Raw genomic sequence first — 17,983 nt, forward strand, 5'->3', positions numbered from 1 at the left:
GGTTCAAACAAAAGTAAAAGAAGGATCGCTTAAACTGAGAGTAGGGGAGACATTTTCCAAAATAGCGATCAATTCTCCTTTGGCGACTACTCCTGCTTGATAAATCAATTCAGCGTTAATATTCCCTTGAGTATCAGTAAAGAAGTCTAACTCGTATAAATCAGCAGAATCTTGCAAGACAATCGTATCTTCATCACTGTTAAAGTCAGTAACTACAGCATAGTCTAAATCACCTCTAGTCAAAGGATCTAAATCATCATAGTAAAGATTTTCTGCATCTGCTAAGAGAAAACTATCGACACCTTGACCCCCAGTAAGGGTATCTATTTGGCCAATACCAATATCTCCCTCATCCCCAATTCCTAAGAGTAAATCGTCACCAGGTTCTCCATCCAATACATCATTTCCTAAACCTCCTATGAGTGAATCATTATCTCTACCACCGTTTAATTTATCGTTGCCTTCACCGCCAAGCATACGATCTTCTCCAGGTGCCCCTTTGAGAGAGTCTCTTCCAGATCCACCTTCAATCAAGTCATTGCCTGGACCACCATTGAGGTTATCTTGACCAGAGTCTCCAAAAATTTCATCATCATCGGCACCACCATCTACATCGTCATTGCCTTGACCTGCAAAAAGATAATCTAAGCCTTTGCTGCCAATAATTGTATCATCGCCATCACCGCCATCGATAATATCATCTTCTTGATCGCCATTGAGAAAATCATCTCCATCTTCCCCGAGAATTTGATCTTTGCCTTGATTCCCTCTAATCTGATCATCTCCATCTCCCCCTAACAGGCGATCGTCTCCACTATTACCGGAGATTCGGTCATTACCTTCTTCTCCCAAAATAAAATCATCATTTTGATTACCTTCAATCACATCATCATTATTGCCACCAGTAATCAAATCACTACCACTACCACCAGAGATTTGGTCGTTACCACCTAAGCCACGAATAATATCATTACCACCTAAACCACTAATGATATCACTGCCGTTATCACCAATAAGTAAATCATCATTACCTGTACCAATTATCTCCAAATTAGCAACGCTAAAAATAACGTAGCTTTGACCTTGGCTATTGTTAACTCCTGGTGCCCCAATAATTAAATCAGTTGCACCATCTCCATTGATATCTCCAGCACTACTTACTGCACTACCTAAATTATCATATTCATTAAGTCCATTAATTACAAAACCCTGACTACTACTTAAGTCCTCTAAATCGAGATTAGCTTCAAAACCTTGATCGCTGCCCCATATTACATAAGCTTGACCTTCGTCACTGTATTCACTACTAATACTTGCAAAAGGTGCTCCTACAATCAAGTCAGCTAAACCATCTCCATTGATATCCCCCGCACTACTTACCGCACTTCCTAGATTATCATATTCATTAATTCCATTAATTACAAAACCATTACTTCCATTCAAGTTTTCTACATCTAAATTGGCCTCAAAACCTTCATTAGTACCAAAAATTACATAAGCTGCACCATCTCTAGTATAGTCACCATCAATACTTGCATAAGGCGCTCCTACAATCAAGTCAGCTAAACCATCTCCATTGATATCTCCTGCACTACTTACCGCACTGCCTAGATTATCTTCTTCATTAACTCCATTAATTATAAAACCATTACTTCCATCCAACTCTTCTAGATCTAGATTAGCCTCAAAACCTTCATTAGTACCAAAAATTACATAAGCTCGACCTTCTGTACTATAATCACTATAAATACTTGCATAAGGCGCTCCTACAATCAAGTCAGCTAAACCATCTCCATTGATATCCCCGGCACTACTTACCGCACTACCTAAATTATCATCTTCATTAATTCCATTAATTATAAAACCATTACTTCCATCCAACTCTTCTACATCTAGATTGGCGTCAAAACCTTCATTAGTACCAAAAATTACATAAGCTTGGCCTTGGTTACCATAATCACTAGTTAGATTTACGTTAGGTGCTCCGACAATCAAGTCAGCTAAACCATCTCCATTGATATCCCCGGCACTACTTACCGCACTACCTAAATTATCATATTCATTGATTCCATTAATTATAAAACCATTACTTCCATTCAAGTCTTCTGCATCTAGATTGGCCTCAAAACCTTGATTACTGCCAAAAATTACATAAGCTTGGCCTTCATAACTATAATCACCACTGAGACTTACCGTAGGCGCTCCTACAATCAAGTCAGCTAAACCATCTCCGTTAATATCCCCAGCACTACTTAAAACAGTACCTAATCTATCATATTCATCAATTCCCCTAATTACAAAACCATTACTTCCATCCAAGTCTTCTACATCTAAATTGGGGTCAAAACCTTGATTAGTACCAAAAATTACATAAGCTTGGCCTTCATAACTATAATCACCACTGAGACTTGCAGAAGGCGCTCCTACAATCAAGTCAGCTAAACCATCTCCATTGATATCCCCCGCACTACTTAGCGCTGCACCTAGATTATCATTATCATTAGTTCCATTGATGACAAAACCATTACTTCCATCGAGCTCATTTAAATCTATTATTGTTGAAGTCATAATTAATTACCTTATTGAAGATTTTCTGAATTAATTATACCTGTAATAAATCAAGGAAATTAATAATGTAACATAACTATATAAGAATTTGAGTTTTTTAAAATAAATTTTAAAAAATTATCAGATAATATCTTGGCGATCTAGTAAAATTAGATCTCGTAACTGATTGGTATCTAATTCCGTTAACCAATCTTCTCCCGTGGCTACAGTTTGTTCAGCTAATTCTCGTTTACTCTCTAATAGGGCATTGATTTTTTCTTCAACGGTACCTGTAGAAATAAATTTATGAACTTGAACATTACGAGTTTGACCAAGACGAAAAGCACGGTCTGTAGCTTGGTTTTCTACAGCAGGATTCCACCAGCGGTCTACGTGGAAAACATGATTAGCGCGAGTTAAGTTTAAGCCTGTACCTCCTGCCTTAAGAGATAGAATAAAAATAGGGGGACCATTGGGGTCATTTTGAAAGCGATCAATCATTTCTTGACGTTGAACACGACGAGTGGCACCATAGAGGAAGAGTACTTCTCGGTTAAGTTTTTTACTCAGATAGGGTTGTAATAATTTTCCCCACTCGGAAAATTGGGTAAAAATCAAAGCGCGATCGCCCGCTTCGATTAATTCTTCTAACATCTCTTCTAGGCGTAACAATTTCCCAGAACTTTGACTACTATCTAAAGTCTTTTCCTTAGTAAATTGGGCAGGATGATTACAAATTTGCTTAAGTTTCAGAATTAGAGTTAAAATCATCCCCTTGCGTTTAATTCCTTCAATTTTTTCTAACTTAGCTAAAGAACTTTCCACCAAATCTTGGTATAATTGAGCCTGTTGTGCTGATAAAGAGCAAAATACGTTCATTTCTTGCTTCTCTGGTAAATCTTGGCTAATTTCCGGGTCAGTTTTCAGACGACGCAAAATAAAAGGAGAAATGAGCGATCGCAATTCTTGCAGAGATTGATTATCCCCATACTTTTCGATAGGAATACTAAAGCGACGTTGAAAATATTGACGATTTCCCAACCAACCTGGGTTAATATAGTCAATAATCGACCACAATTCAGAGAGACGATTTTCTACAGGTGTTCCTGTTAAAGCAATACGTAAATCTGCACTTAATTTACGGACAGCTTGAGATTGTTTAGCCGTAGGATTTTTAATATTTTGGGCTTCATCTAACACTACTCCTTGCCAAGCAACTGATTTTAAAGTAGCTTCATCCCTAGGTAACAGGGAATAACTAGTAATCACCACATCTATTCCCTTTAACTGTTGAGAAAACTGTTTCCCTTGATAACGTTTATCACCATGATGAATCATTACCCTAAGACTGGGGGAAAATTTTGCTGCTTCTCTTGCCCAATTACTAATCACTGAAGTGGGACAAACAACTAAAATGGGATTATGTAGACTTTCTTCCCTTTGTAAATGTAGCAAGAAAGCCAATAACTGGGGAGTTTTCCCTAAACCCATATCATCAGCTAAACAGGCGCCAAAACCCCAGCGATTTAAAAATGCTAACCAACTAACTCCTCGTAGTTGATAAGGGCGTAATTTTCCCTGAAAAGCTGGAGGTTGAGAGATGGTTTCTAATCTTTGATTATTGTTAATATAGTCTATTAATTCTGCTAGAATCCCCTCTGCTTGGAATTTCACTATGGGTAATTTAGCAAAAACTTTAGTATCTTTGGTACTTAAACGTATAGCATCTTCTACTGATAGAGTAGCTTGGGGTTGGTTGGATTTAAAGATTTCTTCTACTGCTTTGACATCAGCGGGTTGTAAAGCTATCCATTCTCCGTCTAATTCTACTAGAGGAGATTTAGCTGCTAAGAGACGATTAAATTCTTGTTGAGAGATTGTTTTATCACCAATGGCTATGGCTAATTGATAGTTAAGTAAGCTGTTAAAACTTAATTTCTGTCCTTTTTTTTCCTTAACTTGTGCGTTAATACTTACCCCTAGACGTTTTTCGTTAGTTTTTAAGTTTAATCCAGGAGGTAGGATAATCCCTAAGCCATTTTCTTCTAACTCTAAAGCTATGCCGCGAATAAATTGGTAGACTTCAATACCGGATAACTCACAGGCGACTGGTTGCTGTTTTTCCAAGCTAGTTAATATGGGAGGATATAAACGCGCCGCATATCCTAAGCCTTTGAGGAGAGTTTCCTGGGGATTGTCGATAATTCTTCCTTGGTAAGTGAGTTGAGATACAGGATTTTCCCAAATAGTTGCAGCATCAACTAAAAACTCAGCATCATCTAAGGCTTGTAAACAGTAATTGAGTTGCCAATCTCCTGTTAAGGTTTCTGGTGGTGTCAGAATAAAACAGAGACGAAATTGATTTTCTCTGAGTTGGTAGTTACTATCATTAACTATGTATTCCTGTATAGGTAAAGTCCAATTATTGAGACTGGTTTCAATTCTCTGTAATTCATTGGCATTTGCTGTGAGTTGTTGTGGCTGTTTTCCTAGGGTTTGTAGCCATTTTTGTATAGTTGAAGTTTTGGCTGAGGTGTTAGCAGAGTCTAACCATTGAGTAATTTGGTAATTGACTATGGTGGTTAAGGCATTTATTAGTAATGTTTGGGAGGTTTTTCCTTGGTTACTGGCATAGGCGCTGCAAATTCTCGGCATTAACCTTGTGAATTTAGCTAAACGAGTTTGATCTACAATACTATCTAACAGGGGTTGCCAAAGGCTTTTTGCTGTTTCTGGTGTTTCTCTGACAATTCCTGGAATAAATTTCCTCCTCGCCAGAAGATCTAAACTCCAACGATAAATATGGCACCAAAAACGCAAGTCATCACCGATTAGCTTGGTGGATGAGGGGAGAGAATTAAGGGGGAGAGAAGCTAATAGGGGTATAGTTTGGTCTGTAGGCAAAGATAAACCCTCTATTTTCCATTCTTTTAGGGTTATTTTCTTGCTATCTAGATTTTTTTGGTCTATTTGTTCGGATAATATTGGTACTATTTCTTTTTTCTGGATATTTTGACTGGGAAGAGTAATTATCTGGGTTTGCCAATCTTCGTTAGTTATTTGAGAGTATAGTTGATTAGTTTGTAAAGAATCAATTAATTCTGTTTGAGTAAGATTGTAGGGATGAAGAGGAATAGACTCAACGGCTACTGGATTGTGTTGAGATCGCCAAGTTTCTCCCCAGAAAAAGAAAGAACAATTATTTGCGCTGATAATCCAACTACCATGTAAAGTAGGCATTAAAGGTATTTTCCCGATAAAAGAACAAATGAGAGTAAAAATTTGTGGTATTACTAGGATAGACCAAGGAGAGGCGATCGCGCAGCTTGGCGCTGATAGTTTAGGGTTTATTTGTTTTTCTAAATCGCCACGTTATCTTCCTCCTGAGGAGATTAAACTGATTATTAAACAGTTACCACCCAAGTTGAATTCTATTGGGGTTTTTGTTGATGCTAGTTTAACCACTGTGGTTAATACTGTCAAGATAGGGGGATTAACTGGGGTACAATTACATGGAGAAGAGTCACCCCAATTTTGTGAGGATTTACGTAAGATTTTACCTGAGATTGAGATTATTAAAGCTTTTCGAGTGAGAAGTTTAGAATCTCTACAAGAGAATTTAGCTGTTTATTCATCGGTGGTGGATACTTTTTTACTAGATGCCTACCATCCTAAGTTACAGGGGGGCACTGGTAAAACTTTAAATTGGGAAACTTTGAAGGGGTTTACGGCGCCGAAACCCTGGTTATTAGCGGGAGGATTGACTCCCGATAATGTTAATATTGCCTTAAATCAAGTTAACCCTGATGGTATAGACTTATCTAGTGGAGTTGAGCGATCTCCTGGGGATAAAGATTTAGTTAAAGTTGTGCGTTTATTTGATTTGTTAAAAAATCTTTAAAAAAAAGTAGCCTTTATCTAGAGGCTACTTTCCTTTTTATATTTTTAGCTCACATTTTATATGGAGCCGAGCAGAGTCGAACTGCTGTCCAAATTGGGTATTTACTTGCCGCTCATTCACAGGCTTAGCCTATCTGATCCTCAAGGCGGGAATCGCCACTTGTCCCTGACGATGGGATTCTCTGGTGAGTTCTTTACTGTTACATCAACCAGAGGTAAAGTAACAGTGCATCCGTTGGGGTTTACCCATAACTCTTAACGGAGTCAAGCTATGAGTGCTCTAGACCTTTGTGTGGTCGGCTTTTTTACGCAACAGCTACTGCTTTGCGGCTACGAGCAAAAGGAACTATGTCGTTCGCAGTTACATTGTTTTGAGCCATTGATTTACGAGAGTTAGCTCGCTCTCGGCCTGTATCACAGTTCAGCTTTCGCCAACCTGTCGATACCGTTACGGCCCCTTGACCTGGTATACATATATTATAAACAAAAATTTTTTCAAGTGGCAACCTTTTTTGTTACGAAAGATTGAGCATGAGAGTAAAGAGGTGGGCGATCGCCTTAAACTAAGAAGAGATACTGTGAGCTTAGTTCAAACAAAAGAAGATTTAAACTGTATGTTTCCGATTACTCGTCCTCGTCGTTTACGCCAACATCCTCAACTACGCCGCATGGTGCGGGAAACTGTAGTAACTACTAATGATTTAGTTTATCCCTTATTTGCTGTGCCTGGAGAATCAATAGCCACAGAAGTAAAATCCATGCCTGGTGTTTATCAACTTTCAGTGGATAAAATTGTTGCAGAAGCCCAAGAAGTTTATGATTTAGGTATCCCTGCGGTTATCCTCTTTGGTATTCCTGAGAATAAAGATGATGAAGCCACAGGCGCTTGGCATGACCACGGTATTGTGCAAAAAGCGGCTACAGCGATTAAAGAGAGGATTCCTGAGTTAATTGTGATTGCTGACACCTGTTTATGTGAATATACAACCCATGGACATTGTGGCTATTTAGAAACGGGTGATTTAACTGGTAGAGTGTTAAATGACCCCAGTCTAGAGCTACTTAAGAAAACGGCTGTATCTCAAGCGAAAGCGGGGGCAGATATTATCGCTCCTTCGGGAATGATGGATGGATTTGTGCAAATTATCCGCCAAGCATTAGATGAAGCAGGCTATAGCGACACGCCGATTCTCTCCTATGCAGCCAAATATGCCTCAGCCTATTATGGACCATTTCGAGATGCAGCAGAATCTGCACCACAATTTGGCGATCGCCGCACCTATCAAATGGATCCAGCTAACGCCCAAGAAGCCCTCAAGGAGGTAGAATTAGATATTGCTGAAGGTGCAGATATGTTAATGGTGAAACCAGCTTTAGCATACTTAGATATTATTTGGCGAGTTAAAAGTATTACTAATTTACCAGTAGCTGCCTATAATGTTTCTGGAGAGTATTCTATGGTCAAAGCTGCCGCCCTCAATGGTTGGATTGACGAACAAAAGGTGACTTTAGAAACCTTAACTAGCTTTAAACGTGCTGGTGCAGACATAATTTTAACTTATCATGCCAAAGATGCAGCCCGTTGGTTAGCTAATAGTTAAAAGTTCAACTTTCTTCAACTTCACAGGCGCCAATACTCACCCAATTACTATAACCATCAGCCCAATGTTCTTTCTTCCAAATTGGGGCATTGTGTTTGAGAGTATCAATAGCATAACGGCAAGCCTCAAAAGCTTCGGCACGATGAGGACAACCTATGGCTACAAGAACGCTAATTTCTCCAATTTGTAGCTTTCCTGTGCGATGGTGAATAACAACACGGTTAGTTTCTGGCCAACGTTGGCGAATTGTTTCAGCAATCTGCTGAAAAATTAAAATAGCCATAGGTTCGTAGGCTTGATACTCTAAAAAAATTACAGGTTTACCATCGGTTTGATTACGTACAGTGCCACTCATTAAGACAACCGCCCCATTAGCGCCATCATCAGCTAAACTATAAACCTCAGCTAAAGATAGAGGAGCAAAACTGATTGAGAAATTATCTCGTTGGTCTGTTTTCAAGTCATAAGGAGTAGGAGTCAAAGGAGAATTCATAGAAAAATAAGTTAGAAACCGCATAAACAAGGATGGAGTCAAAGTCAATTGACCTCTAATCCTTTTTTGAGTATATAAATTTTTTGTCCTTTGTGGATAGTTAGTAACTCAATCTTAAGAGAAAGAGCGATCGCATACTTTTTTCATTTCTACTCATAAAAAGAGTATAATCATATATAAAATGATGATGTCCTATGTCCTCCTCAAGTAGATTAAAAACAGCAATAGTCTATCCAGATAGTGATGGTGCCCCAATGGCAGAAAGTGACAGCGCCAGAGATTATTTGACTTATAGTGTAGAAGCCTTACAAGTATATTTTCAAAACCGACCAGATGTGTATGTATCAGGTAATTCATTGATATACTACCAACAAGGAGTGCCATCTGCGGTAATTGCACCAGATGTATTTGTAATCTTTGGGGTAGAAAAGAAACAGAGAATGAGTTACAAAACCTGGGAAGAAAACCAAAAATTACCAGAATTTGTCTTAGAAATAACCTTTTTAGGGAAATGATACAAATTGAATGTTAAGTAAAAGAAATCGCTAACTTTGCTTATATCCACCTATCAAATATAACAAAGCCATGCGCACAGCTACACCACTAGTAACCTGCTGAGAAATCAAGCTAAACTCAGGGTCATCCATCAAATCAGAGCTGATTTCTACACCGCGATTTACAGGACCAGGATGTAGGATTTTAACGCCAGGTTTAGCTAATTTGAGACGATCGCGAGTAATACCATAAACCTGATGATATTCTCTTAAACTAGGTAAAAAACTCTCAGCCATTCTCTCCTGTTGCAACCGAAGAGTCATAATAAAATCAGCGTCGGCGATCGCCTCATCTAGTTGCCAATGTAATTTAAGAGAACCACAAGAAGAATCATCAGGTACTAAATCAGCAAAAAACTTTGGGAGTAGAGTTGGGGGAGCAGCGAGATGAACTTCGGCACCAGCACAGGTGAAACTCCAAATATTAGAACGAGCTACACGAGAGTGGAGTATATCTCCGACTATAGCAATTTTTTTACCTTTAAGAAGTTGTAAACGAGGTTGATTGGGATCAAGAAGTGAACAGATAGTAAATAAATCTAATAAAGCTTGAGAAGGATGTTCGTGTTGACCATCTCCGGCATTAAGAATACTAATATTTTGATTGAGATGATCAAAAGCTTGGGAGATCGCCGTTGGCACTCCTGCTTGACGGTGACGAATTACGAAAATATTAGCTCCCATAGCCAAATAAGTTTGAGCTGTATCTAAAATAGTTTCTCCTTTAGTCAGAGAAGAACTTCCAGGAGAAAAATTGAGCACATCAGCAGAAAGACGTTTAGCGGCCAATTCAAAGCTACTGCGTGTACGTGTAGAGGGCTCAAAAAAAAGATTAGCGACCACCTGTCCTTGTAAAGCAGGTACTTTTTTAGTGCGACCCGAGAGAACTTTTTGGAAAGAAATAGTAGTATCTAAAACAATATTATACTCAGCAAAAGAAAAATCTACTAGAGAGATAATGTGGCGGCGATTCCAGTTAGTGCTCATTTGTGTGGAACTCAAAATATACAATGCTATTCTATAATTTAAATGCCTTATTTTAACCAAAATGATTGATTATGAAAAAATTTGTCTTAGCTGTAGCCTTAACTTTTATACCAATTATGACTAACTTAACTCCTAGCTTGGCTCAAATCCCGGATAGAAATATGTCCACAGAAACCGGAATTAGTTATGATGAGTTAGAAAGATTATTAGCTACCAAACAATGGCGTAGAGCCAATGATTTCACCTTTGATTTGCTCTTAAAAGCCTCTGGAAGAAGTAGTCAAGGCTGGATTGATATAGAAAGCTATAGTGATTTACCCTGTGCCGATTTACAGATAATTGATGACCTCTGGACAAAATATTCTAGAGACCATTTTGGTTTCAGTGTCCAAATACCAATTTTTATTCGTAGTGGTAATAAACCTGGAAGATTAGCGGATGAAGAATCCTACGAACTTTTTGGAAATCGCGTAGGTTGGCGCCGTAATAATGATTGGATTTTTTTCAAAGAAAACCTAATTTATAATTTAAATGCACCAGAGGGACATTTACCAAATCCCCGCTATGAGTACGAAATCAATGGGAATCGTTTGGAGTATACCACTTTTGCTCAACGACTAATAGAATGTAAGGTTGTGGAAAACTTGCCTCCCGTCGAACCTCCAAAACCTTTGGAGGACATTTCACCTAACCAAGGAGATTTCATTTAAAGATTTTCCTATCTAGGTGCTTTTGCTGTATACTTTATCAAATAAGGAACGCTCGGACAATGTCCGAGCGGGGTGTGGTGTGAGGAGTGAACGGAAACTTTTGTCTCCGCTTATTCTATTCTAATGCAGATTTTCTAATTGTTAAAAATATTCTTGTAAAAATCACAATTTATTTATAAATTTACTTTAGTAGCAAATAGCATGAAATGGAAGTTGACCGCTGAATTACGCTTAGTACTGATATTAGCCAGCTTATTTTTTATTGTAGCCACTAGTATCGGTTTACATCGTCATTTTACTTTTTATTCATCTTACGATCAGGGAATTTTTAATCAGGTATTTTGGAACGGAATTAGAGGTGATTTTTTTCAAAGTACTCTTTCTTCTCAACTGTCTACTAACACGGTACACGATCAGGAACTTCCTTTTGTTGGCTATCATCGTTTAGGTCAGCATTTTACTCCAGCTTTATTACTCTGGCATCCTCTGTATGCCTTGTTTCCTCACCCGGCTACTTTAACAGTTTTACAGGTTACTCTCATAACTGCTGCGGGTGTGGTCTTATATTTTCTAGCAAGGGAATATCTGGAACATAAGTTAGCAATACTGATTATGGCTAGTTTTTATGTAGCTAATGCTGTACTTGGTCCCACTCTAGCTAATTTTCACGATATTTCTCAAATCCCTCTATTAGTGTTTAGTATTCTTTTAGCAGTAGAAAAAAGGTGGTGGTGGTTACTTTGGCCTTTGGCTATAGTTATTTTAGCTGTGAGAGAAGATAGTGGCATTACTCTATTTGGAATTGGATTTTATTTGTTAGCTAGTCGTCGTTTCCCTTGGATTGGTCTGAGTTTGTGTGTTTTAAGTTTTGGTTATATGATCGCTTTGACTAATTTAATTATGCCCATATTTTCTGATGATATTTCTAAACGTTTTATGTTAGAGAGATTTGGACAATATGTAGAGGGAAATGAAGCTTCTACCATAGATGTGATTAAAGGCATGTTGTTACAACCTGGTCTCATCATCAAAGAATTAATAACTCCTCCTGGAAGAACTATTTCTTATTTACTGGGACAATGGTTACCATTAGCTTTTATTCCGGCTATTTCTCCAGCTTCTTGGCTAATCGCGGGATTTCCTCTGTTAAAACTTCTACTTGGTAAAGGTTTTTCTGTTTTAGCTATTAATATACGATATGCTTTAACAGTAGTTCCGGGTTTATTTTACGGTACAATTCTCTGGTGGGGAGGACAAGGATTTAAAAACTGGCAACAAAAACCCCAAGAGTTACAACCGAGAAATTTAAACTCTGGTTTCCGACGTTTTTGGCTATTTTGTATTGGTTTGTCTCTATGTTTAACAATTACTTCTAATCCTAATCGTGCCCTATATTTTTTAATTCCTGACTCGGTAGACCCCTGGGTACATATACCAATAAATCAACAGTGGCAACACGCAAGTCAAATATATCCTCTCCTTAAAGAAATTCCCCAAGATGCTAGTGTATCTGCTACCACCTATATAATACCCCATCTTTCGGGACGTAGAGAAATTATCCGCCTCCCCAAATTACAATTAATAAACGATCGCCAAGAAGTGATCAGTGTAGATTACGCGATCGCAGATTTATGGCAACTCCAACGTTATCAAGTTGCTTTTAGCGATGATCGAGAAAGACTAGAAGATTTGATTGCTTTGATTACTGATGTTATTAGTAAAAATGATTATGGAATTGTCGGCTTTAATGAGGGAGTAATTTTGCTGAAAAAAGATACAGAAAATGACCCAAAAGCTTTTGAAAATTGGCAACAATTTCTTTCTTCAGAATTGTTAAAGCCAATATAAATACTTTTGGGTAGTAAAATTTGCTTAGCAATAGCTAAACGATCACAAAATCAGAATTACTAATCATAGTATTTTGCACAACAGCAAAGCTGCTACCACTTTCTAACAAGATACTATTACTTCCTGATTGAATAAAGCTTACAGTACCTCCATTGGTAACTAAATCTAAATTGTCTAAAACAATTTTATCATTGCCTACTTCAAAATCCACGATAGTATCCACAACCGTTCCCGCATCGCTAATTTGATTGCTTGCATAAATAAAGTTGTCATTACCAGCACCTCCTATTAAGCGATCGCCACCTGGCCCCCCAGTCAAATCATCGTCACCATCATTTCCCCGGAGAGTATCATCTCCCGTATTACCAAGCAGGGTATCATTATCTCCTCCGCCTCTGAGGACATCATTACCTCCTCCGCCTCTGAGCTGATCGTTACCAGCATTACCTCTAAGCTGATCGTTACCAGCATTACCTCTAAGCTGATCGTTACCGCCACCACCTCTGAGGTCATCATTCCCCGCATTACCAGTTATAGTATCATTCCCCCTATTACCAGTTATGGTATCGTCTCCGGCATTACCAGTCAAAGTATCATTACCTATACCACCTGTAATTGAGTAATTATCTGTTGCTTCTATAGTTGGAGAAGCTAGTGTAGCATCATTAGGGGAGGCTGCCTTAATTATACGAGAACTAGGAGAAGTGAGAATATGAGTTAGGGGAGCACTAGAATTAGAACTACCTATGGGCGAAAAAACAAAAGTATCAAAACCTGCAATTAAACTATAATTTTCGCTAAAAGCAGTTCTATAAGCACTTAAGTTAGCATTGATATCAGTAACTTCCCCATTAGCTAATCGCCAAAGACTGCCACTTCCGTCTAAATATCTCCCGATAGAAGTTAGATTAACTTGACTTTGGTTTGTCGGTAAAGCTACAACTATCTCTGTATTACCTTGTAAAAAATTACCTATTGTCGTCGAAGCATCAGGAGCTACTATTTCCACAGGAGTTGATGTATTTACACCAGTAATTTGAACATCAGCCATATATACCTTTCCTCTTAAAAATTGTACTAATTTTGTTTACGAAAATAATGATATAGCAGTCGCCATTACTATTAGGACATTAAAGCTTGTATATTAAGTGTTCCCAGTTCCTTCCTGTTGCCTTAAACAATAACTTTCGTGTCTTAACAGACCTGTTTATTGCTATAAATTAAAATTAATATCTAATCCCTATTATTCATTGGGAATGATATCACTACTATGAATATCTGTCAACAAAAAAGATCGTAACACTAGATCTTGTTTTTAATTACCGTAAAGAACAAAGTTCTTGATTATTTCCAGATGTCAGTTTTATTTCATACAAATGTGGCCACAATTTACCAGTTACAAAAATTCGACGATTGTTTACATCATAGGCAATACCATTTAAAACTGCATCGGGATTACCAAGGAGGCGGGTTGCTTTTAAGCCTTGAAGATTAATCCAAGCCAAAACTTTACCAGTTTCTGGAGATATTCTCGCCACACAATCACTTCCCCAAATATTAGCCCAAATTTCTCCCTCCATATATTCCAATTCATTTAAGTTAGTAAGAGGAAGATTTTTATATGTAACCACAATAGTTTTAACCACCTTAAAGGTGTCTGGGTCCAGATAATATAAATTTTCTGAACCGTCACTCATGATCAAATATTGTCCATCATGGGTTAATCCCCATCCTTCGGTATTGTATCTAAATTCTTGAATTGGGTTAAAGGTTTCAAAATCGTAGACGAAGCCTTTTTTGGCAAGCCAAGTTAATTGAATGAGTTTATTTTGCCAAAGAGTAAGACCTTCTCCAAAATAAACATTCTTCAAACGATGGATTTGCAAAACTTTACCAGTTTCTAACTCCACCTTGCGAAGAGAGGAATAACCTCTTAAGCCTGTACTTTCGTATAGTGATTGGTTAACATAAATTAAACCTTGGGTAAAAGCTTGGGGGTCATGGGGATAGGTATTGATAACTTGATAACTATACGTTTTAGTTGCTCCTAAAGTTAGAAGAAAATGAGAAAAGTAAATGAGTAGGGAGATAGCCCCCACTACTGATAACAGAGTAATAGTTTTAAGTTTCAAAAATCAATTAGCCTCAGCTTCTACAGGAGGGAGAATTTTGTTAACGCGCCAGCCGAAGATAGTAAATTGGGTGGGTATTGTTTCTGTGGATATAGGTTGAGTATTTTCCCACTGTTTTTGGGGGGTTAACAAAACTAGCAAGACACTGATAGGGATTTGAATAAATAAATTACTGAGCAAAAAGGCGATCGCGGCGATAATCACAGCCAAGAGGCGGGATGGTAAAACAAAGGGAGTAACTAATCCTGCCACTGGTGCCCATTTATATATTAGCCACAAAACTACTAACAGCAAGATAGCGGTAATTACAGTAAATATGCGGTTAACTTTACGTTTAAATAGACTGAGTACTTTTTGTTGAGATAAAGTCAATTCAGTGGGTTTGAGGGCAATTACCAAGAAGCTATAGATAGAAAAAGGTCGATTCCACTGCATAATAAAAACTGGAATGATCCCGATGGCGGCTACTAGGATAAATTCTAGCCAGTAAAAAGAGATGGGGGTGCCGCTACCGATTGCGATCCAAACGATTTGTAAAGCCAGAGGGGCGATCGCTATTCCGGCTAAATGTATCCATAAAAAGGGGTCGTGTTTAACTGAAGTCATATTTAATTTCTTTAACAAAAACCTTATTATTTTAGAATAATTTTCAATCAAAAGAGGGGAATTGAGTTCCCCCTCTTGTAGTTTAAACTTACGATAAGGCTCATGCTGTCGTCAAGGTACGACGCTTCATCACCATTTGATAAACTTCGATGATATCGCCTTCTTGCCAATCGTTGAATTTAGCGCAACCGATGCCGCATTCGTAGCCAGATTTTACTTCTCTTACATCGTCTTTAACACGTTTTAGAGATTCCACGAGCCCTTCAAAAATTATCTCATTATTGCGCATAACTCGCATTGGACGGTTACGAATTACTTTACCGGATTTTACGTAGCACCCGGCAACTGCGCCTTTACCTACGGTGAATACAGCTCTAACTTCCACTGTTCCGAGATATTCTTCTACTTCTTCTGGATCTAATAATCCTTCCATTGCTCCTTGAATATCGTCGAGTAGCTTATAGATAATGTTGTATTCCCGAACATCTACCCCTTCTTGATCTGCCGACGCTCTCGCCCCACTTGCTAGGGTTGTATTAAATCCAATTATTACAGCTCCACTGGCTGCGGCCAAATCTACATCAGTTTCGGTTATTTCTCCTGCTGATGCTAGAAGTACTCGTATTTGTACTTCATTTTGCGGTAGTTGTTTTAGAGAACCCATAATCGCTTCTACAGATCCTTGAACGTCACCTTTGAGTATCAGATTTAGTTCTTTTAATTCCCCTTCGCGAGCTTGTTCAGAGAAACTACTTAAGCTTACCCTACGAGAGGACATACTTTGTTGTAGGCGATTTTGATGTTGTGTTTCTTTGTATTTTTCTGCTTTGAGACGAGCTTCTTTTTCGTTTTCAAATACTTCAAATTCGTCTCCTGCTTCTGGTACTTCGTTTAGTCCGAGTATTTCTACTGCAAAGGAGGGGGTTGCGCTTTCTACTTTTTTGCCGCGATCGTCAATCATGGCGCGAATGCGTCCGAATACTGAACCCGCTACAATAATATCTCCTACTCTGAGGGTTCCATTTTGGACTAGTAGAGTTGCTACTGCTCCTTTGGCGCGGTCTAGGTGGGCTTCTATAATTGTCCCTTTGGCGAGGCGTTCTGGATTAGCTGAGAGTTCTTCTACTTCTGATTGCAGTAGAATGCTATCTAATAGAGTATCGAGATTTTCTCCTTTTAACGCGCTCACTGGCACCATCATTGTATCACCTCCATACTCTTCCGGTACTAATTCTAATTCCATTAGTTCCTGCTTAATACGTTCGGGATTTGCGTCTAACTTATCTACTTTGTTGATTGCTACTACTATTGGTACGCCTGCCGCTTTTGCGTGACTGATGGCTTCTCTTGTTTGGGGTTGAACTCCATCATCTGCGGCTACTACTAACACAGCAATATCTGTCACTTTTGTTCCTCTTGCTCGCATGGCGGTAAAGGCTTCATGACCTGGAGTGTCTAAAAATACAACTTGTTGTTTTTTTCCTTCGTATTCTAAATCTACGTGATAGGCTCCAATATGTTGTGTTATTCCTCCTGCTTCTCCTTGGGCTACTTTAGTTTCTCTAATTGAGTCTAGGAGAGTAGTTTTTCCATGGTCAACGTGTCCCATAATTGTTACTACTGGTGGACGACGCACTAGCTTTTCTAAGTCTTCTACGTCAATCATCTCAGTAGTTTTTGCCGCTGCTGCTTTAACTTTAGGAGTATCTACTAATACGCCTAAGTCTTCAGCTACTTGTTTAGCCGTATCTACTTCTAGAGTTTGGGTGATATTTACCGCTATGCCTTTGAAAAATAGGTTTTTGATAATTTCTGTTTCCGGCACTTTTAGTAAATCTGATAATTCCCTCACTGTTAAACTCCCTGAGATAGTAACTATTTCTGGACGCTCTTCTACCGTGTTTGTCTGTGTAGATTTGCTGTCATTGCGTTTTTCCTGTTTGTTATCGCTCTTTTGTTGAGGTTTTTTGGGTTTAGCTGCTGGTGTAGATTTAGCTGTTTCTCCTGAGTTTTCAGATTTTGGTCGAGGCGGACGGGCGATCGCTCTACTCATTACTGTCGTGTTTCCACCACCATTCAGTAACTCATCTAGCTCTTCTTCATCTTCTTCTATTACTATACTTTTACGTTTGTTTTTATTAACACCTTTGGTGTTTTTTGCTTTAGAGTCATCATCTTCATCATCTTGCCACTGTCGAGCTTTTTCTGATTTATTCAACTTAACTGACTTATTTCTTTTTGGTTTTTCCAAAAGAACTGTTTCTTCTACATCAGTATCTTTTTCGAGTAAATCTTCACTTGACTCGATATTTGGATCTATTTCTAAATCTTCATTTTCTCTTAATTTTTCTTCTGATTTAGGTTTAACTGGTTTTGGTAGTTGAGGTTTTTGTCGTCTTGGTAATTCTTTCTGATTATATTCCTCCTCTGTTTTTTCTGGTGCTGATTCTAGTTTAACCTTAGATTTCCCCTTAGCTTTTGCTTTGGGTTTTTCAGTTAATTTTGGTGTTTCTTTTACTGTTGATGTTTCAGTTGACTTATTTTGGTCTAACTTATTTTGGTCTAACTTATTTTGGTCTAACTTATTTTGGTCTAACTTATTTTG

Annotated in this window: 13 protein-coding genes and 1 other RNA gene; 5 read left to right on the forward strand and 9 right to left on the reverse strand. The window is 38.2% G+C overall.

Going from position 1 to position 17,983, the window contains the following annotated elements; all coding sequences use genetic code 11:
• Positions 1-3 precede the first annotated feature (3 nt).
• On the reverse strand, positions 4-2,568 hold the full coding sequence (locus MW688_RS03215; RefSeq protein WP_486734474.1) for a hypothetical protein: 2,565 nt from the start codon (positions 2,566-2,568) through the stop codon (positions 4-6).
• Positions 2,569-2,688: 120 nt separating this feature from the next.
• The gene (locus MW688_RS03220) at positions 2,689-5,787 is read right to left on the reverse strand and encodes a DEAD/DEAH box helicase (RefSeq protein ID WP_486734475.1); all 3,099 of its coding nucleotides are present in this window, start codon (positions 5,785-5,787) and stop codon (positions 2,689-2,691) included.
• Positions 5,788-5,815: 28 nt separating this feature from the next.
• Here MW688_RS03220 and MW688_RS03225 point away from each other — a divergent pair, with 28 nt between their 5' ends.
• Positions 5,816-6,448, forward strand: coding sequence for a phosphoribosylanthranilate isomerase (locus MW688_RS03225; protein ID WP_486734476.1), 633 nt, complete (start codon positions 5,816-5,818; stop codon positions 6,446-6,448).
• Between the two features lie 58 nt (positions 6,449-6,506).
• On the opposite strand, the gene ssrA is transcribed toward MW688_RS03225, so the two are convergent.
• Positions 6,507-6,905: a transfer-messenger RNA gene (ssrA, locus tag MW688_RS03230) on the reverse strand.
• A gap of 156 nt (positions 6,906-7,061) precedes the next feature.
• On the opposite strand from ssrA, the gene hemB reads away from it, so the two are divergent.
• Complete coding sequence (gene hemB / locus MW688_RS03235) at positions 7,062-8,048, forward strand: porphobilinogen synthase (protein WP_486734486.1); 987 nt, start codon at positions 7,062-7,064, stop codon at positions 8,046-8,048.
• 4 nt (positions 8,049-8,052) lie between these two features.
• Here hemB and MW688_RS03240 read toward each other — a convergent pair whose 3' ends face one another.
• Positions 8,053-8,541, reverse strand: a complete 489-nt coding sequence (locus tag MW688_RS03240; RefSeq protein WP_486734477.1) for a molybdenum cofactor biosynthesis protein MoaE — start codon at positions 8,539-8,541, stop codon at positions 8,053-8,055.
• 194 nt (positions 8,542-8,735) lie between these two features.
• Here MW688_RS03240 and MW688_RS03245 point away from each other — a divergent pair, with 194 nt between their 5' ends.
• A complete protein-coding gene (locus MW688_RS03245; RefSeq protein ID WP_486734478.1) occupies positions 8,736-9,056 on the forward strand; it encodes a hypothetical protein in 321 nt (106 codons plus the stop codon).
• Positions 9,057-9,086: 30 nt separating this feature from the next.
• Here the strand turns inward: MW688_RS03245 and MW688_RS03250 are convergent, their stop codons facing one another.
• Entirely contained in the window at positions 9,087-10,082 is a 996-nt protein-coding gene (locus MW688_RS03250) for an aspartate carbamoyltransferase catalytic subunit (RefSeq protein ID WP_486734479.1), read from the reverse strand.
• A gap of 71 nt (positions 10,083-10,153) precedes the next feature.
• Between MW688_RS03250 and MW688_RS03255 the strand changes: the two genes are divergently transcribed.
• On the forward strand, positions 10,154-10,792 hold the full coding sequence (locus MW688_RS03255; protein ID WP_486734480.1) for a GUN4 domain-containing protein: 639 nt from the start codon (positions 10,154-10,156) through the stop codon (positions 10,790-10,792).
• 201 nt (positions 10,793-10,993) lie between these two features.
• Positions 10,994-12,640, forward strand: coding sequence for a DUF2079 domain-containing protein (locus MW688_RS03260; RefSeq protein ID WP_486734481.1), 1,647 nt, complete (start codon positions 10,994-10,996; stop codon positions 12,638-12,640).
• 34 nt (positions 12,641-12,674) lie between these two features.
• Here MW688_RS03260 and MW688_RS03265 read toward each other — a convergent pair whose 3' ends face one another.
• The 4 genes from MW688_RS03265 to infB form a co-directional block, all read right to left on the reverse strand.
• Complete coding sequence (locus tag MW688_RS03265) at positions 12,675-13,691, reverse strand: calcium-binding protein (RefSeq protein WP_486734482.1); 1,017 nt, start codon at positions 13,689-13,691, stop codon at positions 12,675-12,677.
• 268 nt (positions 13,692-13,959) lie between these two features.
• Entirely contained in the window at positions 13,960-14,772 is an 813-nt protein-coding gene (locus MW688_RS03270) for a glutaminyl-peptide cyclotransferase (protein WP_486734483.1), read from the reverse strand.
• A 3-nt stretch (positions 14,773-14,775) separates the two neighbouring features.
• Positions 14,776-15,378 carry a low-complexity tail membrane protein gene (locus MW688_RS03275; RefSeq protein ID WP_486734484.1) on the reverse strand — a complete coding sequence of 201 codons (603 nt, stop codon included), beginning with the start codon at positions 15,376-15,378 and terminating at the stop codon, positions 14,776-14,778.
• A 100-nt stretch (positions 15,379-15,478) separates the two neighbouring features.
• Positions 15,479-17,983, reverse strand: a 2,505-nt coding sequence (gene infB, locus MW688_RS03280; protein WP_486734485.1) for a translation initiation factor IF-2, incomplete at its 5' end; no start/stop codon positions are given.

The organism is Johannesbaptistia floridana (assembly GCF_057440575.1).